Here is a 25636-nt window from a genome sequence, read left to right as displayed (position 1 = left end):
CTTACTTTTCCTTTCGTTGGGTGGGTTTGGGGGGAATCTGCAGCTTCTCGATCGGGGCGTGGCCGGCGGCGTCCTGCGGCAGGGACCCGTCATGGGCGGCGCCTTCCCGGATTTTGAACCAGATGGCGTAAAGCGCGGGCAGGAAGACCAGGATCAAGGCCGTCCCCGCGGCGGTCCCGCCGATCAGGGAATAGGCCATCGACCCCCAGAAGACCGATTGGGTCAGCGGGATGAAGGCCAGCACGGCCGCCAGCGCCGTCAGCGCCACGGGGCGGGCCCGCTGGACGGTGGCCTCCACGACGGCATGGAACGGGTCGAGGCCGTCGGCCTCGTTCGTATGGATCTGCCCGATGAGGATCAGCGTGTTGCGCATGATGATGCCGGCCAGGCCGATGAGGCCCAGAATGGCGTTGAAGCCGAAGGGCTGATGGAAAAGCAGCAGCACGGGCACCACGCCCACCAACCCCAGCGGGGCGGTGAGGAAGACCATGGCCATGGCGGAAAGGGAACGGACCTGGAAGACGATCACCGTCAGCGTCAGGGCGATCATGATGGGGAATATGGGGGCCAGGGCCGCGTTGGCCTTGGCGGAGTCTTCCGTGTTCCCCCCCACCTCGATCCGGTAGCCGGGAGGCAGCTGGGCCACGATCGGCTGGATGGCCTTTTCGATCTCCGCGGAGACTTGGGGCGGCTGGAGGGCTTCGTCGATGTCGCACTGCACGGTGATCGTCGGCAGCCGGTCCCGGCGGCGGAGAATGGGGTCTTCCGCCCGGGTTTCGACCCGGCCGATCTGGCTTGCGGACACCAGGCGGCCCGCGGAGGAAACCAGCGTCAGGTCGCCGATGCGCGCGGGGTCCAGGCGGTCGCCGCCCGCGCTCCGCGCCACCACGTCCACGGAGCGGATGTCCTCCCGCACCTGCGTCACCGCCACGCCGGTGAGGAGGAACTGCAGCTGCTGGGCCGCCTCGCTGGGCGAAAGGCCGATCAGCCGCAGGCGGTCCTGGTCAAAGACGAAGTGGAGCGTCGGCTGCCGTTCCGACCAGTCCAGGTTCACCTGCCGCGTGTGGGGATTGGCCCGTTCCACGGCCGCCACCTGCTCGGCGATCTGTCGGATTTTCCGGGCGTCGGGGCCCATGACCCGGAAATCGACGGGGAAATGGTCATACGGGCCGAAGACAAGCTGCGCCACGCGGACCCGCGCCTCCGGCGCCAGCCCGGCGGCCACGCGCTGCCGCAGCCGTTCCTTGAGGGCGTCGCGCTCCTTGTCGTCGGCCGTCAGGACGATGATTTTGGCAAAGGACGGGTCCGGCAGCTCCGGATTGTAGGAAAAGAAAAACCGGGGCGCGCCCGCGCCAATGTAGGAGGTGACGATCTTGGCCTCCGGCTGGCCGCCGAGCCAGGCCTCCACCTTCGCCGCCGCCGCGTCGGTCGCCTCAAAGCTGGTGCCCTCCGGCATCTGCACCTCGACGAGGACTTCCGGGCGGTCGGAATTCGGGAAGAACTGCTTTTTCACCGCCGCCATGCCGCCGCCCATGAGCAGGAAAATCGCCGCCACCGCGCCGACAACGGCGTATTTGTGGCGGATGCTCCATGTCACCAGGCGGCGAAAGCGCCGGAAATTCGGCGTGTTGTAGATGGCCTGGTGGCCTCCTTCGGTCTTGGGGATCTCCGGCAGCATCTTTACCCCCAGGTACGGCGTGAAGGCCACCGCGACGACCCAGGAGGCGAGGAGGGCGAAGCCCACGATCCAAAAGATGTTCCCGGCGTATTCCCCCGCCGTGGAGCGGGCGAAGCCGATGGGGGTAAACCCGATGATCGTCACCAGGGTCCCCGCCAGCATGGGCGCGGCGGTGTGGCTCCAGGCGTAGGCGGCGGCCTCCGCCCGGGCGAAGCCCTCCTCCAGCTTCACCACCATGATCTCGATGGCGATGATGGCGTCGTCCACCAGGAGGCCCAGGGAAATGATGAGGGCGCCCAGGGTGATGCGGTCGAAGACCCGTCCCGTGGCCAGCATGATGACCAGGACCACCGCCAGGGTCAGGGGAACGGCGGCGGCCACGACGAGGCCCACGCGCCAGCCCAGGCTGACCAGGCCGACGATCATGACCACGGCCAGGGCGACGCAGAATTTGAGCATGAACTCGTCCACCGCCTCCCGGATGTTCACCGCCTGGTCGGTGATCTTGGAAAAAGCCATCCCTAGGGGCAGGGAGGCGGCGATTTTGGCCGCCTCCGCCTCCAGGGCCTTGCCCAATAGCAGGCCGTTCCATCCCTCCCGCATCACCACGCTGAGGACCAGCGCCAGCTGCCCGTTGTGGCGGATCAGGAACGTCGGCGGGTCCTCATAGCCCCGGCGGACCGCGGCGATGTCGGAAAGCTTGAAGGAGCGCCCGTTGGCCGCGATGGGAGTGTCCCGGATTTTTTGCAGATCGTCATAGGCCCCGTCGATCCGGACGTAGACCTGGGGGCCGGCGGTGTCGATCGACCCGGCGGGCGTCAGCGCGTTCTGATGGGCCAGCGATTCGAACACCTGCTCGGGACGGATGCCCAGCGTCGTCAGCCGGGAGTAGGAGAACTCGACGAAGATCTGCTCCTTGCGCTCGCCCAGGATGTCGACTTTCTTCACCCCCGGGACGCCCAGCAAGTCCTGCCGCAGCCCCTCCGCCTGGCGGACCAGGGCGCGCAGGGGCATGCCGGGCGCCTCCAGGCTGTAGAGGGCGAAGGAGACGTCCGAATACTCGTCATTGATGAACGGGCCCAGGGCGCCGGGGGGAAGCTTGTGCGCCTCGTCTCCCAGCTTTTTGCGCAGCTGGTAAAACTGCTCCGCCACGTCCGCCGGGGGCATCCCGTCCTTCAGGGTGACCAGCATCACGGCCAGGCCGGGCCGGGTGAAAGTCTCCACGCGGTCATACCACTGCAGTTCCTGGATCCGCTTTTCCAGGGGTTCGGCCACCTGGTCCTGGATCTCCTGCGCCGTCGCGCCCGGCCAGACCGCCGTCACGGTCAGCACTTTGATGGTGAAGCTGGGATCTTCCGCCCGCCCCAGCTTCGTGTAGGCCACGATGCCCGCCAGGATGATGACGAGGATCAGGAAGGAGGCGACCGCCCCTTGCTTCACCATCCATGCGGAAAGGTTGAAGCCTTTCATCGCCGGGCCCCCTCGTTCATGGCCACCTGGACCTTGCCCCCTTCCGCGACGCGGACCGTGTCCCCTTCATGCAGGAGATTGGCCCCCAAGGCCACGATGCGGGCGCCGATCGGCGGCCCCTGGGCCAGCAGGGCTTCCTCGCTCCCCAGCGCGGCGACCTGCACCCGCTGGAAGGAGACTTGGGACGTCTTCGGATTCCACACCCAGACGCCGGGGCCTTCCCCCGCGTCGTAAAGCGCCGCCAGGGGCACCTGGACGGCCCCGGGCTTTCCATCCTCCGCGATATAGACCGTGACCGTGGCCCCCAGCGGGGCCAGCGCGGCCTCCCCTTCCAGCACGTAGCGGGCCTCATATGTGCGGGTCAAAGGGTCGGCCGAATCGGAAAGCTGGCGGAGAAAGGCGCCGCAAAGCAGGGACGCATTTCCGTAGAGGGAGGCCCGCGCCTTCTCTCCCAGGACGGGGCGGACGGTTTCCGGCAGGTTCACCGCCGCCTCCCGCGGTCCGGCATGGGCCAGCTTCACCACGACCTGCCCCGCCGTCACCACCTGGCCGGGTTCCGCCAGCGTTTCCATCACCACCCCGTCGGAATCGGCCCGCAGCTCCGTGTAACTGTCATTGTCCCGGGCGATCTGCAGGCGGGCCAGGGCGGCCTCCAGCAGGGACTTGGCGCTGTCCGCCTCCGCGCCGGCCGCATCGTATTCCTTCCTGGAAACCGCGTCGGCCGGCAGCAGCTCCGCGCAGCGCTTGAGATCCGCCTGGGCGTTGACGTTCCGCGCCGCCGCGGCGGCGACCGTCCCTTCCTCATCGGCGATCGAATGGGCGTAATCGGCCCTGTCCAGCCGCATGAGCGGCTGGCCCGCCTTGACCGCCACCCCGGCGTCCACCAGGCGCTCCACCACCTTCCCCGGCACGCGGAAGCCCAGATCGCTTTCCACCCGCGCCTTCACCGTCCCGGTAAAGGCGCGCCGCCCCCCCTCCCCGGACGCTGCCACCTCCGCCAGCCTGACCAGGGGCGCCCCCACGCGCGGATCGGCCTCCGGCGGCCTGGAACATCCGGCCGACACGGCCAGGAGCGCGGCCAGAAAGAAGAGGGGGAAGAAAATTTTCATATCGGTGAGGGTGCGATTGTTGTTTAAAATACGATCGTATTTTAATATAATACGGTCGTACTGCAATAAAAACTTTCAATCCCACACCCACCATGCGCTACGCCAAAGACCACAAGGCCGAGTCCCGCAAGAAAATCGTCGCCGCCGCCTCCCGCACTTTCCGGTGCAACGGCATCGCGGCGACCGGCATCGACGAAGTCATGCGCAACGCCGGCCTGACGAAGGGGGCTTTCTCCGCCCACTTCCGCTCAAAGGACGATCTCGTCACCGCCGCCCTGCGCGATTCCATGGAGCACAGCCCCCTCTTCTCCCTGACCGCCGGGGAGGACACGCTGGAGGGGCTCATTTTCCATTATCTGACCGCGGCGCACCGGGACCACCCGCAGGAAGGGTGCCCCGCCGCCGCCCTGGCCCCCGAAATCGCCCGCCTTCCCGGAGCCATCCGGGAGACCTTTGCCGAAGGGCTGGGGAAAATGGTGTCTTTCGTGGAGGCCCGCCTTCCGAAGGGAAAGACTGGCGCCGCCCGGCGGGAAGCGGCCCTCTCCGTCCTGGCCACCATGCTGGGCACGCTCCAGCTGGCCCGGCTCGCCGGGGAGACCGAAACCTCCAACCACATTCTTAAAACGGGCGCCCAGGCCGCGCTCAAGCTGGGCCGGGAAGCGGCTCCCGCCGCCCCTCCCCGCGGCAAGAGAAACGCCCGGAAAGGCTAACGGCGGCGGCCTTGCCTATCCCCCGCGCCAGGCCATACAATCGCCCCTGCAAAATCCATCACGCTTTGGCCAAGGAAGGGCGAGTCTCCCTGCCCCGCCAGCCCCAGGATAAAGCCATGAAGCTGGCGATTTTCGACACCCACCAATACGACCAAGAATCCCTGGAACAGGCCAACGAAGGGCTGGGCCACGAGCTGAAGTTCTTCAAGCCCTGCCTCTCCCCGGAGACGGCCGCCTTGGCCGCGGGCTACCCCGCCGTCTGCGTCTTCGTCCACGACCAGCTGGACGAAGCGACACTGGCCGTCCTGCACGAAGGGGGGACGAAGCTCGTCGCCCTGCGCTGCGCGGGATTCAACAACGTCGACCTGAAGGCCGCCGCCCGCCTGGGCATCCGCGTGGTGCGGGTGCCGGAATACTCCCCCTACGCCGTGGCGGAGCACGCCATGGCGCTGCTCCTGGCGCTCAACCGGAAGCTGCCCCGCGCCTACAACCGGACGCGGGACGGGAACTTCTCCCTGGACGGGCTCGTCGGCTTCGACCTGCACGGGAAGACCGTCGGCGTCGTCGGCCTGGGGCGGATCGGCGCGGCCTTCGCCCGCATCGCCAAGGGCTTTGGCTGCCGCCTGCTGGGCTATGACGTGGTGGTGAACGAGGCGGTGCGGGAGGAAATCGCCCTGGAATACACCTCCCTGGACCGCGTGCTGCGGGAAGCGGACATCGTTTCCCTGCACGTCCCGCTCTTCAAGGAAACCGCCCATCTCATCAACGCCCAGACGCTGGGGAAGATGAAGCGCGGCGCCCTCCTCATCAACGCCAGCCGCGGCGGCCTGATCGACGCGGTGGCGCTTCTGGAGGCGATCAAGAGCGGCCACCTGGGCGGCGCGGCGCTGGACGTCTACGAGGGGGAGGAGGAGCTCTTCTTCCGCGATCTTTCAGGCCAGGTGCTCCAGGACGACGTGCTGGCCCGCCTCCTCTCCTGCCCGAACGTGATGGTCACCGCCCACCAGGCCTTCCTGACCCAGGAGGCCCTGCGCGAGATCGCCCAGACGACGCTGGGGAACGTCACCGCCTTCGAAAAGAAGGAGCCCCTCCGCCACGTGCTGGCCGCCGCCTGACCATGCTGCACCGTCTTCTTCAACCGGGCGAATGGGGGTTCTGGGGCTGGATGCTCTGCCTGGGATGCCTGCCGCCCCTCCTCTGCGCGGCGCTCTGGCTGGTGCCGTTTTGGCTCCTGGCGGGCGTCTTTTCCCTGGGCGGGCTGGCTCTTTACTTCTTCGGCGCGCCGCGCCCCTCCGATTCATGACCCCGCTGCGCCTGGAAATCGTCACCCCGCAGGCCCTGGTCTTCGACGGGGAGGTGGAGATGGTGACTTTGCCGGGGGAGGAAGGGGAGTTCGGCGTCCTTTACGGGCATACGCCCCTGCTGGCCCGCACGGCGGAAGGGGTGGTGGAATGGATCGCCCAGGGAAAGCGGCGGCGGCTGAAGGTTTCCCCCGGCTTTGCCACCGTCTCCGAAAAGGGCGTCTCCCTGTTCATTTCCGACCGGAAGGACCCCGACGCCACGCCCGCCTGCGAGGAGCTGCCGGCGGCCGACGCCGCGCGGCTCAACCTTTAGCCGAGGCCTTTCGGCGATAGGCGCTGGGGGAAAGCCCGGCGATCTGCTTGAAGGTGCGGTTGAAATGGCCCAGGGAGCCGAAACCGCAGGCGAAGGCGATCTCGCTCACCCGCAGGTTCGGGTTCAGCAAAAGGTTGCGGGCCTTTTCCACGCGCGTGCGGGAGAGATATTCGGTGAAGGTCATCCCCGTCGCCTTCCGGAACATCTTGCAAAAATGGAAGGTGCTGACGTGGAGCGCCGCCGCCATGTCCTGGAGGGAGATTTCCTCCCCCACCCGCTCCTCGATGTATTGCTTGGCACGGGTGACCAAGGGGGGCTCCGCATGGCTCTGCGCGGTCAGGAGCTGGTTGGCGAAGAGGGAGAGGTGCTGGGCAAAGATCTCCAGGAGCCGGACCATGGCGGCGTATTGCTCCTTCCCCAGCACTTTGGAGTGGAAGTAGGCGTCTTCCAGCCGGGTCAGGTCGACCTCCATGCCCCATTCCACCAGCTGGCGGGCGACGCGGGAGAAACCGGCCCGGGTCGGCTTCTTGAGCGCCACCTGGCCGGTCTGCAGAAAGCCGACGACCTCCGTCCCCACCCGCAGGGGGACGGCCGTATCGCACAATCCGGCGAAGCAGGTGACGGTGGTGGCCCCCTCCCCCTTCCCTTCCACGATCTTCTGCTGCACCTGAAGGCAGGCGGCACAGCTGGCGTTGGTTTTGGCCAGAAGGGCGCAGAAAGGGTTTTCGTGCTTCTTCCCCTCCAAGGCATGACGCCAGATCTCGTGGGGGCGAAGGCTGAGGGGCAGCTCGGTGGAACGGCTGAACGCCTCCTCGTAGTCGCGGTAGATTTGCGACTTGGAGAGCTGCTCCAAAATGGCCTCCCGCTGCAGCATGGCAGCTCCCACGCTATCAGGAGCGGCCGGGGAGAAAAGCCTACTTCTTTTCAGCCAACTGGGCGATGAGCCCCGCCGCCGCCTCGATAGAGACGCGGTCGGTGTTGATCAACAGGTCGTATTGGAGGGGGTCCTGGGCCCGGACGTGGAAGTAGTGCCAGGCAAAGCGGTCACGGTCCCGGTCTTTCTTGGCGATCTGCGCGCGGGCCTCCTTTTCCGTCATCCCCTCCTCTTCCACCAGCCGGGCCACCCTTTTTTCAAGAGAGCCAATAATCCGCACATGGAAAGCATCCGGACAGCTGGCGGTAACGATATTCGCCGCCCGGCCGACGAAGATGACGTGCCCCAGCTCCGCCATGTGGAGGATCGTCTCCGCCATCTTCTCGACGAGGGTCCAGCGGGAGGGGTGGAGATTGGCCAGTTCCTCGATGACGTCAGCGATGGTCGAGACGTGCTCCTCGGCCAGGAATTGCTCGATCCGCTTTGGCAGGGCGTGGTCCTGCACCACGCGCTCGGCCAGGGCCTCGTCCATCACCAGCCAGGACTGGCGGCCGCCGCTGCGTTCCGTCAGAAGGGAGGCCACGCGCCGGGCGATTACGGCGCCCTCCGCGCCACGCTGGCGGGAAATGGTGACCACCGGGCGGCGCGTCTCCCCCGGATGGGAGCGCAGCCGCAGGTGCGACTCCAGATAGGTTCTCAGGGGGGCCAGGGTGTCGAACACGGCTATTCGGGGTGAAGGGTGGGTCCGGAATCGCGCAGATGGAAAAGCGCCTCGGAAGAAGTCGCCGCGGCGTCGGAGGCCCGCTTCTTCCTTCGCGCCGGGGAAAGGAGGACGTCCTTGTTCACCTCAAAGTGCATGTAATTCTCCGGCGTGACGCACTCGACCCGCTCCACGCGGGTCCGCACCACGGCGCTGCCCCGGTCCTCCCCGCCGCTGCGCAGGAAGTAGGCGTGCTTCTTGTCCCGCACGCGGTTCCACATCTCGCGGATCGATTTTTCGTCCTCCAGCACGTCGGCCCGGCCGATCAGGTTCACCACCATGCTCAGGTCCTGGTTGAAGAACATCCAGCTGACCTGGGGATTGGCGCGGAGCTGCGTCACCTTCCGGCTGGCGGGGGAGGTCAGGGTGTAGAGGTAGGGGAAATCCTCGCAGGAGAGGCTGGCCATCCAGCGCATGCGGGGAAACCCCTTTTCGTCGACGGTGGCCAGGATGCCCGGGTGGGCGCCGCTGACCAGCGTCCGCAGGACGCGGAAGAGGTCCTCGCTTTCCTCGATCTTGTAAGGGACCGGATTGAAGAAACCGCTCGATTTTTTGTTCATGGTTTTTGGCTCGTTCTCCTGGCCCTAACATCGCCCATTCGCGGGCTTTCGGCTTCCCCTCGATTGGCAAAAACATGACGTCTTTTGCGCCTTTTCCCCGGAGGGCCGTTGCGGCAGCTTGCCTTCCGAAGATGTATCGAGGCCGCATCGCCCCCACCCCCACCGGCCGCCTGCACCTGGGCCACGCCGCCACCTTCCACGCCGCCTGGCGGCGGGCCCGGGAGCGGCGGGGACAGGTGGTCCTGCGCATCGAGGACCTGGACCCGCAGCGGTGCCGGCCCGAGTTTTCCAAAGGGATGATCGAGGACCTCCGGTGGCTGGGCCTGGACTGGGACGAGGGTCCCGTCCACCAAAGCGCGCGCCGCCCCCTTTTCCTGGACGCCTGGCGCCGCCTGCGGGACGGAGGCTGGATCTACCCGTGCGCCCGCTCCCGCCGGGACGTGGCGGAGGCCGCCCTGGCCCCGCACGAGGAGGAGCCGATCTACCCGCCCGCCTGGCGCGCCGCGCCGGAGGAGGCCCTCTCCTGGGCGGAACCGCGCGGCGTCAACTGGCGCTTCCGCGTGCCGGACGGGGAAACCCTTTCCTTCCCGGACGGCGCCCGGGGCGAGGTGCGGCGGACGGCGGGCGCCGACTTCGGCGACTTCCTGGTGTGGAACCGGGACGACGTGCCCGCGTACGAGCTGGCCGTCGTCGTCGACGATCTGGCCATGGACATCACGGAAGTGGTGCGGGGCGAGGACCTGCTGACCTCCACCTGCCGCCAGCTCCTCCTCTACCGCGCCCTGGGCGGCGCGCCGCCCGCCTTCTACCACTGCCCGCTGGTGCGGGACGCCGAGGGGAGGCGCCTTTCCAAGCGCGGCGGCGCGCTGGAACTGCGCGCGCTGCGGGAGGCGGGAAAAACGGCGGAAGAGGTCCTGCGGGAAGCGGCCGCGGGACTCTATATCTCCAGCTCGGCGAACTCTTCCTTCTCGATCGCCTCTTCCTTGGGCGGCTCCAATTCGCGGAAGCGCTCGGCATTGTAGCCGCGCTCCGGGTGGGGCGGCTTGTTGGAAAGGGGATTGTGAAAGCCCATGAGGTAGATCGTCACCTCGATCTGGCCCTCGCGGGCCTGGTCGATCGTCGTGCGCGGGGACATCCCCATCACCACGTTGCGGACGACGTAGACATGCCCCTTCACCGGCCAATGAAGGTAAAACTGGCGCAGACCCAGGGTGTCGCTGTCGTCGACGCAGATGACTTTGGAACCGACTCGCATAGCTTCCGGCACTGTCGCAGCTTTAGCGCCGTTCTGCAATCGACTCTTGGGGGAGAACGCCTTCCGACTCTTTTGCCGCCCCGCCTCGACAGGGGATGCCCCTTTTTTTAAGCTGAAGAGGTCATGCGAGGCGAAGTCATCTACCTGTACGCGTTCGACGTCGCCAACGAGATCCTGACGCCGCGCGTGCAGGAGATCCTTTCGGAAAAGCCCTTCCCCTTCGAAATCCGGATGGACCGGACCCTGCCGAAGGACATGCCCCTCTACAAGCCGCTGGCGATCGAGCCCCACCTCGTCACGACCCATCTCTATGGCGCGCCGGTACGCCTCCTTATCCGCATTTACGACGTCGGCGTGGTCACGGTCATGATGCGCGTCGCCTTCGAGGCGGACACCCTGGGCGACCTGATGCGTTTCCACAACCCGCGCATGGAAAACGGCGGCACCCTGGACGGGCTGGCCGTCGAATTTTGCAAGAAGGTCTGCGACAGCCTGCGGGACTCGGTCGTCGGCCCCACGGGATTCGCCCTGCCGCCGGAAGCCTACACCGTTTTCTGCATCAACGACCTGGACGGCGGCAAGGACGCCAACGAATGGCTGACCGGCCAGCGGAGCGAGGTGGCCGGTCTCCTCACGGAGACCGCCACCGACAAGCTGAGCGAGGCGCAGATCAACGAGGTCCTCCGCGTCCAGCGCTCCTTCGAGAAGAGCGACCTGGCCGTCATCGACTGGGACGCCGCGCTGGTCGTCGACCTCTCCGGCTACATCGACGACGTCCTCTACGCCCTGGAGCTGGCCAACCTCCAGCTGGAAGAGTTCCGCATCATGGACCAGCGCCTGGACAAATACCTGGACCGCGCCTACGAGGACCTGGAGAAGCGGGGCTGGGCCATCTTCGGCACCGCCAACAAGACCCTGCGGCACCTGCGCAGCTTCCGCGTCGACGTGGCGAAGCTGACCGACCAGATCACCCACATCACCAAATTCTTCGGCGACTGGCACCTGGCCCGCATCTACCTGGGCGCGCGGGAGCGCTTCTACCTGGAACAGTGGCGCACCAGCGTGGAGCAGCGCCTGGCCCAGCTGGACAAGCTCTACAGCGTCGTCCACGCGGAGGTGAACGAGAAGCGGATGCTCTGGCTGGAAGTCATCATCGTCATCTTCTTCGCCCTCGACCTCCTCATCATGCTTTGGGGCAAGCGCTAGAAAATTAGCGCAGGATATCCAACCGCATCAGGCGACTTTGCTCAAAGCGAAACACTGGTATCCATATGCGTTTCGCTTCGGATCATTTCGCTCAAACTGCTTTCTCAATAGTGACTTAAAATTTGGGCTCTCGTTTTTTCACCGCCCTAAACAAAAACTGCCTTGAAATAAAATCCACCGCCTTCCGCCATTTCGTTCTAGGACTCCTCACTTGAGGCACCATCAAGCACTTAAGGATATCCTGAACATATATGTGGTGATATCCTCCAAAACCATCAACCAGAACAAAATATATCCATCGGCCAAAGTGATGGGACGGATTACCAGGATCCGTTTGGTTTTTTATTAAACCTTCAACGGTTAAGGGATAAAACTTAATAGTATTCCCAGCATTAAGGCATACTGGAAAAACATCCTTAGCCACCCCATAAGCAGCAGCAGTCGGATCCGTATCACCCATATGATACAATCCATTTTTCGCGATTGCTTTAAATGCGGTTAAGGTGATCGGTCGAAATCCAATATTACTTACTTTAACTTCTACTTGGTTGAATTCTTTTTCCCCATTTACCCGCTGAATTACTCTGCAAAATGTAAACCGCAACCGCGGCCTTTCTCTCCAGGATCTCCAGGCCGATCCAAAAAATGAAAAGATTGAAATAGCCGTTGCCGCCATCGAGAGCATTAATGATAAATTGGTTTTATTCACAACCCTTTTTCCTACGAAAAACGTGGTCCCGGGCGGAGTCGAACCGCCGGCCTAGGCTTTAGGAAAGCCCCGCTCTATCCATCTGAGCTACGGGACCGCAGAACCCCGCCACTCTCGCAAAAACGGACGGACGGTCGAGCCTTGAAAGAGGCCGCCGAAACGGCCATTCTTTCCCGCAGATGCCCTTCCCCGTCGATAAACCGGCGGCCGATCCCGAGGTGGAAGCCTTTCTCGACTTCCTGCGGACCCAAAAGAGCTATTCCCCCTACACGGAGCGGAACTACCGCCAGGCCCTGGCGGAGTTCTCCCGCGGCGCGGCCCTTTCCTCCTGGTGGGCGGCCCAGCCCGCCGACTTCCGCGCCTATCTCTACCGGCTGGCGCGCGACGGCAAGCACAAGCCCTCCAGCATCCGCCTGCGCTTCGCCGCCCTGCGGGCCTTTTACAACTGGGCCGTCCGCACCCGCCGCGGCGGCCTGACCGAAAGCCCGGTGAAGGCCGCCGCCCTCAAGCTGCCCCGGCTGCCCCGCCGCCTGCCCACCTTCCTGAGCGGGGAGCAGGTGGCCGCCCTTCTGGACGCACCCCGGCAAAAGTGGGAGGCGCGCGGCAAGGAGAAGAGCGCCGGCCGCCCCTGGCGGGAGTGGCACTACCGGCGGGACCGGGCCTGGCTGGAGACGCTCTACGGCGGCGGGCTGCGCATCGGCGAATTGACCGGGCTGGAACGCGCCGATTACGACCGGGCGCGCGGCATCGTCCGCGTGCTGGGCAAGGGGAGGAAGGAGCGCCTCTGCCCGATCGGCGACGCAGCCGCCGCGGCCATCGACAACTACCTGGAACTCTGCCCGCACGCGGGGCCGCGCCTCTTCGTCTCCGGGACGGGCGCCGCGCTCACCCCGCGCTTCGTCCAGCTGGCGCTCAAGGACTACCTCCTGCGCGCGAGCCTCGACCCGAAGCTGACTCCCCACAAGCTGCGCCACAGCTTCGCCACGCATCTCCTGGACGCCGGGGCCGACCTGCGCAGCGTGCAGGAGCTGCTGGGCCACGCGCAGGTCACCACCACGCAGATCTACACCGGCGTCTCCACGGAACGGCTGAAGAAGGTCTACCGGAAAGCTCATCCCCGGGCGTAATTTTTACTGACGCCTCTCCACCCAGCCGTTACGTTTCCCCTGCTTGGCCCCTTCCGCCGCCAATCCCCCCCGGCCCGACCTGCGCCTAGCTTGCCTAAGCGGCCGCGGCGCGTCTCTTCTTCCCTCCGGGCTGTTCGAGGTCCTGCGCGCCCTCAAGCGCCACTATCAGACGCGGGCCTTCCCGTTTTTTTTCGTTCCCTCCTCGCCGGACGACGCGGATGAAAACTTTCCCGACTGCGCTTTCCTCCATTATCAGCCCCAGCCGGAAGCGGACCTGGCGGCGCAGGCCACCCGCTGGCTGGAGGCGTACGGGCCGGAGATCGTCGTCGCCACCGACGCCTTTTCCCTGAAGGCCTCGCTGGCCGCCGCTCCCCGCCCCGCCGCCATTCTCTATTATCCCGCGGGCGGGGAGGAAACGGCCCCCTCCGGCGTGCTGCGCTGCCCGAAAAACCCCGCCGGCCTCGCAGAACTTTTCCCCCGCCTGCCGTCCCCGCCGCCCGCCCGGGAAAAACCCCAGCTCATCTACTGCGATCCCACCTTGTACGACGAGAAGGGCCACTATTGGAAATACGCCCGGAACGTCTTCAGCGGGCTGCGGGCCGCCGGCGCGTCCGTCACCGCGGTGACGAACCGCATGCTCTCCGTCCCCCTCGCCGAGGCGGACCTGATCCTGCCCCTCTTTTGGGTCGACGCCTGGTGCAACACGACCTCCCTTCCCGGCCACCCGGGCCATCCCCAGGCGATCGAGCTTTGCCAAGCCCACCTGGAACTGGCGCTGCAAGCCGCCCAGGCAGGCCCGGGAGACCACGTTTTCCTCCCCCCGCTGCAGGACAAGCTCTTCGTCGGCATGGCGACGAAGGTCCGGGAGCTGGCCGCCCGCTTCCCCGTCACCTGGCACTTCCTTCTTTGGGATCCCTTGACGGTGGAAAGTCTGGGCCGCCTGGGAGCGATCAAAGCCCTGCGCCTCTCCATCCCACAGGAGCGGCTGCGCTTCTACGCGGACACCGCCGAGTTCTGCCGCAGCCACGAGCAGCTCACGCGCACCCCCTTCGCCCTTCTGCCCGTTCCCATCGAGCCTTCCGCCGCGGACTTCAAGATTTCCCCCATCCGGGACGGCCGCCTGCGCGTGAGCTTCCTGGGCAATGCCCGGGACGAAAAGGGCTTCCTCCTTCTCCCCTCCCTCGTGGCGGCCTGCCGCGACTTGGTGGAGGCGGGCCTCCTGGAATTCCACATCCAGCTCTACCAGCTGAATTTCCACCCCATCATGGTGGAAGCCGCCCGGCAGCTGCGGGAGCTGGGCCGCCAGGGACTGGCCGTCCTGGTGGAGGGAACCCTCGACGCCAACGAATACGCCCGCATGGTCGACGAGGCCGACGTGCTCCTCTGCCTCTACAACCCGAATCAATACAAAGAGCGCAGCTCGATGATCTTCTTCGAGGGCACCTGCTCGGAAAAGGCGGTCCTCATCGCCCGCGGCTGCGCGGTGGCCAATCTCCTGCCCTCCGGCTGCCCGTGGGTTTGCGGCACCCTTGGCGAGGCCGTGGAGGCGCTGCGCACCCTCTGCCGCGACCATGAGGAGGGGGGCCGCCGCTGGGCCCGGCAAGTCGGCCCGGCCTTCCGCGCGGAGCACAATGGCCGCCGCTTCGCCGAAATCCTCCTTTCTCCCCGCCCGTGAACATCCACCTTTTCTCCTCCTGCCCCCGGGCCCTCTGGATCTTCCACTCCCTTACCTGGCCTGGGAAGGAAGCCTATGCGCGGAAATGGGGACACCAAGCCGCCTTCTACGTTCATCCGGAAAACATGGCCCAGACCTGGGACCGCCTGCGCGTCTGGCAGGAGGCCCTGGCGGCGATGCCGGAGGGGGACTGGCTCTGGCATCTCGGCCCAGGCTGCTTCATCGCCACGCCGGACGTCGACATCCGCTCCCTCGGCCCCTTCAGCGGGGACATGGTCGTCGGCGGCGACGGCGGCGGCTTCGGCCTCGATTCCTTCCTCCTACGCAACACGCCGGAAACCCGCCTGTTCCTGGAGCGGGCGGCCAAGCTCCGTTCCCTCCTGGGCTCGGAGGAGGAAGCCCTGGTCATCCTTTTGACCGCGGAGCTGATCCGGCTGGAGGTCAGGCCCCGGCGCCAATTCGCCTCCCTTTACGATCCCACATCCCCCGCCCCTCCGGAAACCGCCTACCAGCCGGGGGACCTGGTGGCGCAGATTCCCGGCTGGCACGCCAGCCACCTCCTGCTGCTGCAAAAACTCACCGCCCCCGCCCGGAAAGCCGCGCCGCCGCAGCAGGGCCCGGAACACTGCACCTATTGCGTCCAGGCCCTGGGGGACAACATGGCCCACGTCCACTTCCTGCGGAAACTGGCGCAGCGCCACCCGGAACGCCGCTTCGTCCACCAGGCCCAGGCCCATTACCTGCCCCAGCTCCAGGAAATGGCGGAGGATCTGCCGAACCTCTCGCTGGAACCGATGCGCCGCGTCGAGGCGGGCGCCGTGGACGGATGGAAGAACACGGAACGCCACTGGGAAACCCACCCCCTCCGGGACCAATACGCCGCCTTCTTCATCGACTTCTTCCGCCATCTGGCGGGCCGCATGGGGCTGGAAAGCCCCATCGAAAAGCCGGAAGACCTCCTCTTCGACTATCCCGCCCTGCAAAAACCGACGCCGCTCGACGCGCCCTTCGACTTCCTCGTCGTCAATTCGACCCCCTTGAGCGGCCAGCTTTCCGACGCCTCCGGGATGGACGCCCTCATCGCGGAGCTGGCGGCGCGGTATAAAGTCGTCGTCACGCAGCCCACCCCGGTCCCCGGCGTCGTCTGCACCCAGGACCACGGCCTTTCCGTCTCCGGCATCGGGCGGCTCTCCACCCTCTGCAAACACATCGTCATGATCAGCACCGGCTCCAGCTGGGGCACGTTTAATGTGTGGAATATCGACTCGATTGCGTTTAGAGTAATCCTGATCGATCGAGAACAGATCGGCTTATCCAAAAACACGGTGCAGGCCGCCACGATATCCGCCGCCAGGCTTCTCCTGCAGGAGAAAGGACTGTTATGACCTATCGGGAAGCCCTTACCCACTCCATGGAAGAGATGGCGCGCGATCCGGCCACCTGCTTCATCGGCTACGGCGTCAAATACGGGGGGAAGGCCGCCGGCACCCTCAAGAACGTCCCGGACAGCCAGCTCATCGAAACCCCCGTGGCGGAAAACCTCATGGTCGGCGCCGCCATCGGCATGGCCCTGAAGGGGCGCAAACCGGTCGTCTTCATCGAGCGCTTCGACTTCATCCTCAACGCCGCCGACGCCATCGTAAACCATCTGGACAAGATCCACGCCATCTCCCAGGGGGAATTCTCCCCCAACATCATCCTGCGCGTGGTCACCGGCAACCGGAGCAAGCCCCTCTTCACCGGAGAGACCCACGTGCAGGACTTTTCCGAGGCCTTCCGCAGCATGGTCGCCTTCCCCGTGCACGCCCTGCGCTCCGCCGAAGAGGTGAGCGGCCGGTATCAGACCGCATTTTCCGGCCTAAATAAGCACTCCAGCATGCTAATCGAATATAAGGACCTCATTTAGGCCTCTCCTCCTTCTCCGATGAGACAAAACAAATACAGCGACCTGAAGATCGTTCAGTTCCCGGAGAAGATCCAAAGCTTCCACGACGGCGTCATCACCGCGCCCATCTACGTCCGCATCAAGCCCATCAACCGGTGCAACCAGGACTGCCACTTCTGCTGCTACGCCCAGAGCTGGCGGAAAACCTCCTCCGAGACGGACGAGATCAACCACATCGTCTCGGACATGCACACGGACATGAACGAGTCCGACACCATGCCCACGGCCAAGGCCCTGGAGCTCATCGACGACCTCAAGGAAATGGGCGTGCGCGCCGTCACCTTCTCCGGCGGCGGGGAACCCCTGCTGCACAAGGACATCGTCACCATCATGGAGCGGGTGGTCGAATACGGGATCGACCTCTCCATCATCACCAACGGGCAGCTCCTGCGCGGCGACCGCGCCGCCGTCCTGGCCAAGGCCAAATGGGTCCGCGTCAGCATGGACTACACCAACGCCGAGCAGATGATCCTCTCCCGCCGCGTCGGGGAAAAGGCCTTCACCGACACGATGGAGAACCTCAAAACCTTCTCCGCCCTCAAAGGGGAGAGCTGCGACCTGGGCATCAACTACATCGTCCACAAGGCCAATTACGAGGGGCTGGTCCCCTTCGCCACCCTGCTGAAGGAGTCCGGCGTGGAAAACGTCCGCTTCTCCCCCATGTGGATCCCCAACTTCGTCGAATACCACACCCCCATCAAGGCCCGCGTGGAGGAGCAGCTCCGGGAAGCCCAGAGCCTGGTGGACGAGCGCTTCAGCATCAATTCCACCTACGAGCTGAATTCCTCCACCAAGAGCATCCACCGCAAGTACACCAAGTGCCTCTTCATGCAGACCGTCCCGGTGGTGGGGGCGGACCAGGTCGTCTACGCCTGCCACAACAAGGCCTACGACAAGACCGGCGCCATCGGCCACATCCGCGACAAGCGTTTCAAGGAGCTCTGGTTCAGCGACGAGGCCAAGCACGTCTTTGAGACCCTCAATCCGCAGAAAGTCTGCCGCCACGAGTGCGCCAACGACAACAAGAACCTGATCTTCCACAACCTGGCCTCCATGCACGCCGACAACTTCGTATGAACCACATGACGGCCGAAGAACTGATCGCCTTCGAGGCCCACATCCAGCAGCTGTGGGAAACGGGCGAGCTGCCCTTCCTGGTCCATCTCTGCGGCGGCAACGAAAAGGAGCTCATCTCCATCTTCAGCGAGGTGAAGGAGGGCGACTGGATCTTCTCCTCCCACCGCGCCCACTACCACTACCTGCTGGCCGGCGGCCCGCCGGAGCGGCTCGAAACCCTCATCCGCAACGGCCGCTCCATGTTCGTCTTCGACAAGAAGCGCCACTTCCTCTCCTCCTCCGTCCTGGGCGGCACCTGCGGCATCGCCGCCGGGGTGGCCTGGCAGCTGAAGGAGGAGGGCTCCTCCAACCGCGTCTGGTGCTTCCTGGGCGACGGCGCCGAGGAGGAAGGCCACTTCTACGAGTCGGTCCTCTTCGTGGAGGGGAACGAGCTGCCCTGCACCTTCGTCGTGGAAGACAACGACCGCAGCGTCGACACCGAAAAATCCAAGCGCCGCGGCAAAGCCCAGATCGCCTGGCCCTCCTGCGTCCGCCGCTACCACTACATCTCCACCTGGCCGCACGCCGGATCGGGCTGCAAGCACCAGATCGTCTTCAAGGAAGATATCGTCAAAAGGCTCCTGGAGCCGGTTGAGATCAGCGCGAAGTAAGCATGGCCAACCACTTCTTCGATGTCGGGGCCAACGTAGGCCAGACCTTCGACGACTTTCTTCTTAACCACCCGCAATTCGACGGCTGGGATATCTGGTGCTTCGAGCCGTCTCCCCGCCATGTGCCCGCTCTCATCGAGAAAGCGCGCGCTCTTACCTCCCGCTACCGGATCCATATCTGCCCCTTCGGGCTCCGGGGCCGGAGCGGCCCCCAGACCTTTTTCCAGAAGGACGACGAACGGGGGGATTCCTTCGAGTCCTATCTCGCCAGCGATCATGAGACGGTCAATCTCGACACAGGCTACCTTCTCCACTCCGCCGCGTATGAGGCGGGTCAATTTATCCTGCAACATACCGCCCCGGATGACAAAATCTGGCTCAAGCTCGATTGCGAGGGCTCCGAGTTCGACCTCCTCTCCACCTTGATCGGCAACACCGAGGCGCTAGCCCGCGTTGACCAGATTCTCGTCGAGTGGCACACCATCCAGTCGATCGCCCCCATCCGCAATATCCGGGAGCTTCACCTGATGTATCTTTCGATCGGCAAACGGTTGGAGCGGTGGGCATTCTAGAACGGGCCGCTCCTCCTCCCCGCGCGCACTTCTCTCTCGCCCACGGTCCTCTGCCTACCTAGAGTCGGCGTTTCCCCATGAACGTCCTTTGGCAGATCGGCTACAACGTCCTCTTCGTGGTGGGATTCCTCCTCTCCTGGCCCTATTTCACCTACCGGCTGCGGAAGCGGGGCCACCTTTGGCGGGACTTCGGCACCCGGCTGGGCCTTTTCGGCAAGAAGCTGCGGCGGAAGCTGGCCCCAGGCGTCGACCTTTGGATCCACGCCGTCAGCGTGGGGGAGGTCATGCTGGCCTCCGTCCTCCTGCGCCAGATGCGGGAGGAGAACCCCGGCCTGCGCGTCGTCATCTCCACCACCACCCAGACCGGCCAGCGCCTGGCCAAAAAGCTGGAGGACGAGCGCACCACCGTCATCTACAACCCGACCGACTTTTACTGGGGCGTCCGCCACGCCTTCCACGTCATCCGGCCGAAGGTCCTCGTCCTGGTCGAGGCGGAAATCTGGCCCAACTACATCTGGCAGGCCCGCCGCCGGAATATCCCCATCTGCATCCTCAACACCCGCCTCTCCCCCCGCACGGAAGCCCGCTACCGGAAGCTGCGCTGGTTCTGCCGTCCCGTCCTGAGGCTGGTGAATCTCGTCTTCGCCCAGCACCCCTCGGACATCGAGCGGCTCGTCGCCGCCGGATTCGCCCCGGAGGCGATCTTCCCCGTGGGCAGCCTCAAATATGAGGTGGCCGACCTGCCGGAAGGCGACGGCACCTCCGTCGACGCCTGGTGGAGCCGCCTGGGCTGGGGGCCTGAGAACCTCATCTTCCTGGGCGGCAGCACCCACAACGGAGAGGAAGAGATCCTGGCCCGCATCTACCGCGAGCTAAAGCCGGAGTTCCCCCACCTGCGCCTGGTCCTGGCCCCCCGCCACGCCGAGCGGGGCGGGCAGGTGGCGGACATCTGCCAGAGCCTGGGCCTGAACTGGGCCCGCCGCAGCGCCGTGGCGGAGGAAACCATGCCTGTCAATTCCCCGGACGTCCTCATCCTCGACTCGACGGGGGAGCTGCGCGCCGCCTACCGGAAGGCCGACATCGTCTTCATCGGCAAGAGCCTCCGCTCCAAGGGCGGGCAGAACTTCATCGAGGCGGCCCGCGTCGGCGTCCCCGTCCTGGTGGGGCCCAACATGCAGAACTTCGCCCATCTGACCGTCGAATTCCTCACCCGGGACGGCATCGTCCAGGTCCTCGACGAATTCGAGCTGGCCCAGCGCCTGCGCGAGCTGCTCTCCTCCGCCGCGCGGCGGCAGGAGCTGGGACGCCAGGCGCAGGAGATCTTTTCCAGCAACCTGGGGGCGGGCCGCACCTCCGCACGGATCATCGCGGGATGCCTGGCCCATAGCCGGGCGTAGGCCCAAGGCTTAAGGCTTGCGCCGCCCGGCCTCCGCGCCATCCTGGCGGGGACATGGAACCCTACCCCGATTCCCCCGTCTTCCTGGACGAGCCCTCCTCCCTCCGCACCCCCGTCCTCTGGGCCATCGCGGCCATTCTCTTCGTGGCGGTGATCACCGGCGCCGTCCTTCTTTGGCGCAACACGGCCACCGACCAGAAGACGGCCCAATTCCTGAACGCCGCCGCCGCCGCGCCGGACAACGCCGCCCGCCTGGCCCTGACGAAGTCCCACCTCTCCGTCCCCGCCTCCGCGCCGGAGCTGCTCGCCCTGGGCGGCAGCTTCCTGAAGGCGGGCAAGCTCGACCAGGCCGAGCAGGCCTTCACCCTCTTCATCCAAAACTTCCCGCGCCACCCCCTCATCGCCGGGGCGCAGCTGGGCCTGGCCCAGGTTCTGGCCGCGCAGGGAAAGGCGGACGACGCGATCCCGCTCCTGCAGACCATCGCCGCCTCCCATGAAACGGGCGCGGAGGGATTCCAGCCCGCCGCCCTGCTGGCTCTGGCCGAACTGCGGCAGGCGAAGAAAGATCTCCCCGGCAGCCGCCAGGCACTGGAGGAACTGATCGCCAAGTATCCGGGCAGCGCCTTCACCGCTCCGGCCCAGGCCCTGCTGGGATCCGTCGCCAACTAAGCCCAGCCGGCTTTGGCGCTTTAGCGCAACAAGCCGCCGGAGGCGGGCTCCGGGGAAAGGTATTCGCCCACCGGCGGGCGGAGGAAGGCCTGCACGGCGGGCTCGTCCAGCTTCTCGGACGTGATGGCCACGCCCAGGATCGTGTTCCGCATCAGGACCTGCTTGCCGGAAAGGCTGTCCGCCAAAACTTCCACGGCGCGGTTGCCGATCTCAAACGGCGTCTCCGCGACGATGCCCGCGATTTCCCCCTGCCGCAGGGCGTCGATGAAAGCGCGCCGCTGGCCGCAGACGACGAGCGGCACGCGCAGGCCCGCCTGCTGGAGCGCGTCGCGCGTCGCGTCATAGGCATCCGGATCGGTGACCAGGACGCCGGCCACCCGCGCGCCCTGGCGGCGCAGAATGCCCTCGACCGCCTTCGGCGCCACGACGGGCAGGGCCGCCCCGTAATCGCCGGAGAAGACCGGCTGTACGTTGGGATAGCTGAAGAGGCCCTGGATGAAGCCCTTCTCCAGCTGGGAAACGGAAAAGGAAGCTGCGGGATCGCCGACGATGAGGACGCCGCCCCGTTCCCGCATCAGCTTGCAGAGCAGGTTGGCGGCGGCCTGGCCCGCCTGGTAGTGGTTGGAGCCGACGTAGGCGGTGATAAGGGGGGAGGAAAGCGGCGTCTCGACGACGACGACGGGAATGCCCGACTGGGCTGTCCCCTCGATGGCGGCGCGGAGCTTCTCCGGATCGCGCGGGGAGACGATGAGGCCGTCCGGGCGCGGGGAGGCGGCGGCCGCCGCCTGCACCGCCGCCGCCTGGGCGGCGGCATCGGCCCCCGCCGGAGGGGCCCATTCCAGAACGATGTCGACCGGCGTCTTCGCCTGGCCGAGCGTCCGCACGGCCTTGAGCATGCCGGCGTGGAGCGCGTCGGCCTCCTCGCCGCCGGCCGCATCGGGCAGGACCAGGAAGTGGAGCGTCTTGGCCGTGGCGCCGCCCGCCGCGGCGGCCCAGCAGAGCGCAAGGCAAAGGAGACGGGAAAGGCGCATAAAAGAGGTCTATTCCCGGGTGACGGTGAAGGTGCCGAAGGTGGCCTGGAACTCACCCCGCCAGGGGATGCGGCGGGCGTCGTCCCCCAGCCAAACAGTGGCCCACTCTTCCTTGTTCTTCTTGGGATCGGGATCGATCGGGCGCATGTGGAGGACGTGGCAGGAGACGGGGGGCGCGTCGTCGTTCATGGGATTGTCGATCTTCTCCTTCCCCTTCCGCACCACCTCGATCTGCAGGACCTTCTTCCCGTAGTAAACCGGGATGAAGCGGCGCTCCGGACCCTGCGACCAATCGATCTGGCGCAGGTGGTAGAAAAGGGATTGCGCGTCGTCGAGCCCCTCGCCCTTGAAGGAGAAGGATTCGGCGCTCTTTTTCAGGAGATCCCGGTAGACGGCCTGATGGGCGGCGTAGTCGACGTCGGTCACCCGGTGGCGCAGGTGCCTCCCCTCGCTGCGATCTTCCTCATAGCGCACGGACCGCCAGGGGGCGGAAGGGGAGGCCTCCTCCGCGCGGGAGTCGACGTTGTCCCGGATCGGGTGGACCGCCTCGATCGGGCCTCGGGAGCGGAGGTCGAGGTGGAGGGCCCAGAGGGCCCCGTCTTTCCGGGCCGCGAACTCGGCGTGGGCGACGGGGAGCAAGCCCCAGCCGATGCGGTAGGAGAGCTTTTCCCCGTCCTGCCAGGGAATGCCGGCATGGGCGGCGAGGACCAGGATGGCCCACACGCACCAGACCGCGCCGAGCCTTTTTAGCCTCTTCAACTGGCCAGGGCCTTGGCCGCGCCGAGGTCGAAGGCGTCGTGGGCGGCCTGGGTGCCCCGGCCTCCCTCCGTCTCGTCGATGACCACGGAGATTTTGATTTCGCTGGTGGAGATCATCTGCACGTTGATCCCCGCGCCGGAAAGGGCCCGGAAGAGGGCGGCGGCGATGCCGCTGTGGGAGCGCATGCCGATGCCGACCACGGAAAGCTTGGCGATCCCCTCCTTCGACTTGAAGCTGCTGGCGCCGACTTCCCGCACCAGGGGCTCGACGACGCGCTGCGCCTTCGGCAGGTCGTCCTTGTTCAGGGTGAAGGTGATGTCCGTCGTGCCCTGGGCGGAGATGTTCTGCACGATCATGTCGATGTTGATCTGCGCCTCGGCCAGAGCGGTGAAGAGGCGGGCGGCGGCGCCGGGGCGGTCGGGCACGTCGGTGATGGTCACCTTCGCCTGGCTTTTCTCCAGGCTGACGCCGCGGACGACGACCTGCTCCATCGATTTGGTTTCTTCTTTCACGAGGGTTCCTGCGTTTTCATTGAAGCTGGAGCGCACCTCGAAGAGAACCTTAAATTTCTTCGCGAACTCGACGGAGCGCGCCTGCATCACCTTGGAGCCCAGGGCGGCCATCTCCAGCATCTCGTCGTAGGCGATCTCCTCGATCTTCACCGCGCCGGGAACGATGCGCGGATCGGCGGTGTAGACGCCGTCGACGTCGGTGTAGATCTGGCAAAGGTCGGCCTTCAGGGCGGCGGCCAGGGCGATGGCGGTGAGGTCGGACCCGCCGCGCCCCAGGGTGGTGATGTGCCCCTCCTGGTCCTGGCCCTGGAAGCCGGCGACGATGACGACCTTCCCCTGCGCGAGGAACTCGTGGACGCGCTTCGGCGTGATGTTGGCGATCTTCGCCTTCGTGTGGCGCCCGTCGGTGACGATGCCCGCCTGCGCGCCGGTCAGGGAGACGGCGGGAATGTCGAGGGCGTGGAGGGCCATGGCCGCCAGGGCGATGGTGGTCTGCTCCCCGGTGGCCAGGAGCATGTCCAGCTCCCGCTCGGCCGGTTCCTGGCAGACGTCGCGGGCCAGCTTGAGCAGGTTATCGGTGACGCCGGACATGGCGGAGACGACGACGACGATCTTGTGCCCCTGGCGGTGCCAGCGGGAGACGCGCTCCGCCACGGCCTTGATCCGCTCCGGGTTGGCGACGGAGGTACCGCCGTATTTTTGGACGATGAGGGACATGAATTAAGGGAAACGGACCGTCACCAGCTCGGCCTCCTCGGAGGCCTCGACCTGGTAAGCAGGATGGTCGGCGGTGACCAGCCAGCCCTGGCCGGCGCGGAAAGTCCGCCCTTCCTGGGTGACCGAACCGCGCGCGACGAAATGGTAATGGAAGCTCTCCCCGCCCGGCTGAAAGTCGCGAAACTCCCCCGGCCAGAGGAAGACGCGGCCCACCTTGAAGTAGGCGCAGGTGACGACGTTTTCCCCGTGCGGCTGGGCAAAGAAGGGTTCCGGATCGTCGATCCAGGCGGAGGCCAGGGCCTGCTCCTTGTGCAGTTCGCGCGGCTTGCCGGAGGCATCGACGCGGCCCCAGTCGTCCAGCCGGTAGGTGGTGTCCGAGTTCTGCTGGATCTCCAGGATGACGTTCCCCGCCCCGATGGCGTGGACCCGGCCGGAGGGGAGGAACATCGCCTCGCCCGGCGCCGTCGGGAGCTGGTGGAGGGACTCGGCCAGCTGGGGCGTGCCGACGGAGGCCCGCAGGCTTTCCGCCGTCACTCCTTTCCTGAACCCGGCGTAGATCTTCGCCTCCGGCTCCGTGTGGAGGAAATACCACATCTCCGTCTTCGGCTCGCCGCCCAGGGCGGCGGCCTTCTCGGCGGGCGGGTGGACCTGGACACTCAGGGTTTCCCGGCAGTCGAGCAGCTTGACGAGGATCGGAAAGCGCGGCGCGTCCGGCGCGCGGCGGCCGAAAGCCTCGACGCGGCGCTTCGCCCAGAGATCGTGCAGCGTCCCTTCTTCCCCTTCCAGGGGGCTCTCGATATTGGGCCGGTCGACCAGTTCCCAGCTTTCGCCGATCTGCTTTCCTTCCGGCAGCGCGCGGCCGTAGAGTTGGCCGAGGGCCTGCCCGCCCCAGATGCGCTCCTGGTAGAAAGGGCCGAAGGTATGGACGCTCACCCCGGCTTTTTACGCGCCCGGCGTGGGAGAGGCAATCGGAAGATTGCAGCCCCCTCCGGCCGCTGCTATGCCCGGGAGATGCACTTCCCCCGACTGGTCGTGGCGGCCTTTCTCCTGCTCCTCTCCGCCTGGCCCGCCCAGGCCAAGGTCCCCACCTGGAAATGCACCCTTTCCGGCGGGAATTACGAGGTGGCCCTTCCCTACATCACCTCCGTCAGCACCCAGCAATACATCGTCGACGGCGGCGGCCATATCACGGAGCTGACCATCGACACCCTGGGGAATACCCAGGCCCGCTTCTATTGCATGCAGACCGGCGCCCAGGCCGCGGCGGCCGCCGGCGCGGGCGGCGCGGCGCAAAGCCTCCTGGAGGAAGCCCAGCAACGGGTCCAGGACGCCACCGACCACGTCACCTCCGTGATGGGCGGGCCGCCCGCCGCGCAGACGGCGAATACCACGGTCATGAAAACGTATCCGACGACGACCCACGCCCACACCGTCGAATACCGGCTGGAAACCCCCGCCGAGGTCGACGCCCTCTTCCAGAGCGTGAAGAACGCGTGGGAAAACGGGACGACGACGACCTACACGCCGACCACGACCGGCGGCGCCGCCACCGGCCAATAAA

Annotated in this window: 27 protein-coding genes and 1 tRNA gene; 16 read left to right on the top strand and 12 right to left on the bottom strand. The window is 66.0% G+C overall.

Annotated elements, in window-relative coordinates; translation table 11 throughout:
* Position 1: 1 nt before the first annotated feature.
* Together PW734_06715 and PW734_06710 are read right to left on the bottom strand one after the other, a co-directional pair.
* On the bottom strand, positions 2–3148 hold the full coding sequence (locus tag PW734_06715) for an efflux RND transporter permease subunit (protein MDE1170882.1): 3147 nt from the start codon (positions 3146–3148) through the stop codon (positions 2–4).
* Positions 3145–4257, bottom strand: coding sequence for an efflux RND transporter periplasmic adaptor subunit (locus tag PW734_06710; GenBank protein ID MDE1170881.1), 1113 nt, complete (start codon positions 4255–4257; stop codon positions 3145–3147). The genes PW734_06715 and PW734_06710 overlap by 4 nt, the downstream gene beginning before the upstream one ends.
* Before the next feature lie 92 nt (positions 4258–4349).
* Between PW734_06710 and PW734_06705 the strand changes: the two genes are divergently transcribed.
* From PW734_06705 to atpC, 4 genes are all read left to right on the top strand, one after another.
* Positions 4350–4967: a TetR/AcrR family transcriptional regulator gene (locus PW734_06705; protein ID MDE1170880.1), complete on the top strand. Its 618-nt coding sequence runs from the start codon at positions 4350–4352 to the stop codon at positions 4965–4967.
* Between the two features lie 116 nt (positions 4968–5083).
* Positions 5084–6082 carry a 2-hydroxyacid dehydrogenase gene (locus PW734_06700; protein ID MDE1170879.1) on the top strand — a complete coding sequence of 333 codons (999 nt, stop codon included), beginning with the start codon at positions 5084–5086 and terminating at the stop codon, positions 6080–6082.
* 2 nt (positions 6083–6084) lie between these two features.
* Positions 6085–6270, top strand: a complete 186-nt coding sequence (locus PW734_06695; protein ID MDE1170878.1) for a hypothetical protein — start codon at positions 6085–6087, stop codon at positions 6268–6270.
* Positions 6267–6581, top strand: a complete 315-nt coding sequence (gene atpC, locus PW734_06690) for an ATP synthase F1 subunit epsilon (GenBank protein ID MDE1170877.1) — start codon at positions 6267–6269, stop codon at positions 6579–6581. Before PW734_06695 ends, atpC begins: the two co-directional genes overlap by 4 nt.
* Here the strand turns inward: atpC and PW734_06685 are convergent.
* From PW734_06685 to PW734_06675, 3 genes are read right to left on the bottom strand one after another with little or no spacing between them, the layout of a single operon-like run.
* A complete protein-coding gene (locus tag PW734_06685; GenBank protein ID MDE1170876.1) occupies positions 6571–7455 on the bottom strand; it encodes a helix-turn-helix domain-containing protein in 885 nt (294 codons plus the stop codon). The genes atpC and PW734_06685 overlap by 11 nt on opposite strands.
* A gap of 40 nt (positions 7456–7495) precedes the next feature.
* Complete coding sequence (locus PW734_06680; GenBank protein MDE1170875.1) at positions 7496–8176, bottom strand: cytidylate kinase-like family protein; 681 nt, start codon at positions 8174–8176, stop codon at positions 7496–7498.
* Positions 8177–8178: 2 nt separating this feature from the next.
* Positions 8179–8775, bottom strand: coding sequence for a pyridoxamine 5'-phosphate oxidase family protein (locus PW734_06675; GenBank protein ID MDE1170874.1), 597 nt, complete (start codon positions 8773–8775; stop codon positions 8179–8181).
* Positions 8776–8906: 131 nt separating this feature from the next.
* Here PW734_06675 and gluQRS point away from each other — a divergent pair, with 131 nt between their 5' ends.
* Complete coding sequence (gluQRS, locus tag PW734_06670) at positions 8907–9797, top strand: tRNA glutamyl-Q(34) synthetase GluQRS (protein ID MDE1170873.1); 891 nt, start codon at positions 8907–8909, stop codon at positions 9795–9797.
* On the opposite strand, the gene PW734_06665 is transcribed toward gluQRS, so the two are convergent.
* The gene (locus tag PW734_06665; GenBank protein ID MDE1170872.1) at positions 9713–10030 is read right to left on the bottom strand and encodes a hypothetical protein; all 318 of its coding nucleotides are present in this window, start codon (positions 10028–10030) and stop codon (positions 9713–9715) included. The two genes, gluQRS and PW734_06665, sit on opposite strands and share 85 nt — an antisense overlap.
* Positions 10031–10153: 123 nt before the next feature.
* Here PW734_06665 and PW734_06660 point away from each other — a divergent pair, with 123 nt between their 5' ends.
* A complete protein-coding gene (locus PW734_06660) occupies positions 10154–11236 on the top strand; it encodes a hypothetical protein (GenBank protein MDE1170871.1) in 1083 nt (360 codons plus the stop codon).
* Between the two features lie 115 nt (positions 11237–11351).
* On the opposite strand, the gene PW734_06655 is transcribed toward PW734_06660, so the two are convergent.
* Both PW734_06655 and PW734_06650 read right to left on the bottom strand, forming a co-directional pair.
* Entirely contained in the window at positions 11352–11945 is a 594-nt protein-coding gene (locus PW734_06655; GenBank protein ID MDE1170870.1) for a hypothetical protein, read from the bottom strand.
* A gap of 23 nt (positions 11946–11968) precedes the next feature.
* Positions 11969–12042, bottom strand: a tRNA-Arg gene (locus tag PW734_06650).
* An 82-nt stretch (positions 12043–12124) separates the two neighbouring features.
* Here PW734_06650 and PW734_06645 point away from each other — a divergent pair.
* From PW734_06645 to PW734_06605, 9 genes are all read left to right on the top strand, one after another.
* Positions 12125–13072, top strand: coding sequence for a tyrosine recombinase XerC (locus PW734_06645; GenBank protein ID MDE1170869.1), 948 nt, complete (start codon positions 12125–12127; stop codon positions 13070–13072).
* Positions 13073–13115: 43 nt separating this feature from the next.
* Positions 13116–14747, top strand: a complete 1632-nt coding sequence (locus PW734_06640; protein ID MDE1170868.1) for a hypothetical protein — start codon at positions 13116–13118, stop codon at positions 14745–14747.
* Entirely contained in the window at positions 14744–16132 is a 1389-nt protein-coding gene (locus PW734_06635; protein ID MDE1170867.1) for a hypothetical protein, read from the top strand. Before PW734_06640 ends, PW734_06635 begins: the two co-directional genes overlap by 4 nt.
* A complete protein-coding gene (locus PW734_06630; GenBank protein ID MDE1170866.1) occupies positions 16129–16653 on the top strand; it encodes a hypothetical protein in 525 nt (174 codons plus the stop codon). The genes PW734_06635 and PW734_06630 overlap by 4 nt, the downstream gene beginning before the upstream one ends.
* Positions 16654–16671: 18 nt before the next feature.
* Positions 16672–17769 (top strand): radical SAM protein, encoded by a 1098-nt coding sequence (locus PW734_06625; GenBank protein MDE1170865.1) that lies wholly within the window; start codon positions 16672–16674, stop codon positions 17767–17769.
* Complete coding sequence (locus PW734_06620) at positions 17766–18419, top strand: thiamine pyrophosphate-dependent enzyme (protein MDE1170864.1); 654 nt, start codon at positions 17766–17768, stop codon at positions 18417–18419. Before PW734_06625 ends, PW734_06620 begins: the two co-directional genes overlap by 4 nt.
* 2 nt (positions 18420–18421) lie before the next feature.
* On the top strand, positions 18422–18991 hold the full coding sequence (locus PW734_06615; GenBank protein MDE1170863.1) for an FkbM family methyltransferase: 570 nt from the start codon (positions 18422–18424) through the stop codon (positions 18989–18991).
* 77 nt (positions 18992–19068) lie between these two features.
* Positions 19069–20388 (top strand): glycosyltransferase N-terminal domain-containing protein, encoded by a 1320-nt coding sequence (locus PW734_06610; GenBank protein ID MDE1170862.1) that lies wholly within the window; start codon positions 19069–19071, stop codon positions 20386–20388.
* Between the two features lie 53 nt (positions 20389–20441).
* Complete coding sequence (locus PW734_06605) at positions 20442–21056, top strand: tetratricopeptide repeat protein (protein MDE1170861.1); 615 nt, start codon at positions 20442–20444, stop codon at positions 21054–21056.
* A 20-nt stretch (positions 21057–21076) separates the two neighbouring features.
* Here the strand turns inward: PW734_06605 and PW734_06600 are convergent, their stop codons facing one another.
* The 4 genes from PW734_06600 to PW734_06585 are packed head-to-tail and all read right to left on the bottom strand — an operon-like array spanning position 21077 to position 25008.
* Positions 21077–22087, bottom strand: coding sequence for a substrate-binding domain-containing protein (locus PW734_06600; protein ID MDE1170860.1), 1011 nt, complete (start codon positions 22085–22087; stop codon positions 21077–21079).
* Positions 22088–22096: 9 nt separating this feature from the next.
* Entirely contained in the window at positions 22097–22810 is a 714-nt protein-coding gene (locus PW734_06595) for a DUF3108 domain-containing protein (GenBank protein ID MDE1170859.1), read from the bottom strand.
* A gap of 32 nt (positions 22811–22842) precedes the next feature.
* Positions 22843–24075 carry an aspartate kinase gene (locus PW734_06590; protein ID MDE1170858.1) on the bottom strand — a complete coding sequence of 411 codons (1233 nt, stop codon included), beginning with the start codon at positions 24073–24075 and terminating at the stop codon, positions 22843–22845.
* A gap of 3 nt (positions 24076–24078) precedes the next feature.
* Positions 24079–25008: a class I mannose-6-phosphate isomerase gene (locus PW734_06585; GenBank protein ID MDE1170857.1), complete on the bottom strand. Its 930-nt coding sequence runs from the start codon at positions 25006–25008 to the stop codon at positions 24079–24081.
* Positions 25009–25086: 78 nt separating this feature from the next.
* Here PW734_06585 and PW734_06580 point away from each other — a divergent pair, with 78 nt between their 5' ends.
* Positions 25087–25635 carry a hypothetical protein gene (locus PW734_06580; GenBank protein ID MDE1170856.1) on the top strand — a complete coding sequence of 183 codons (549 nt, stop codon included), beginning with the start codon at positions 25087–25089 and terminating at the stop codon, positions 25633–25635.
* The last annotated feature ends 1 nt before the right edge of the window (position 25636 follow it).

Source organism: Verrucomicrobium sp., from assembly GCA_028283855.1.
Lineage (GTDB): Bacteria > Verrucomicrobiota > Verrucomicrobiia > Methylacidiphilales > GAS474 > GAS474.
Note: the sequence above shows the minus strand (reverse complement) of the source record. Positions and strands in the feature narration are given on the sequence as shown.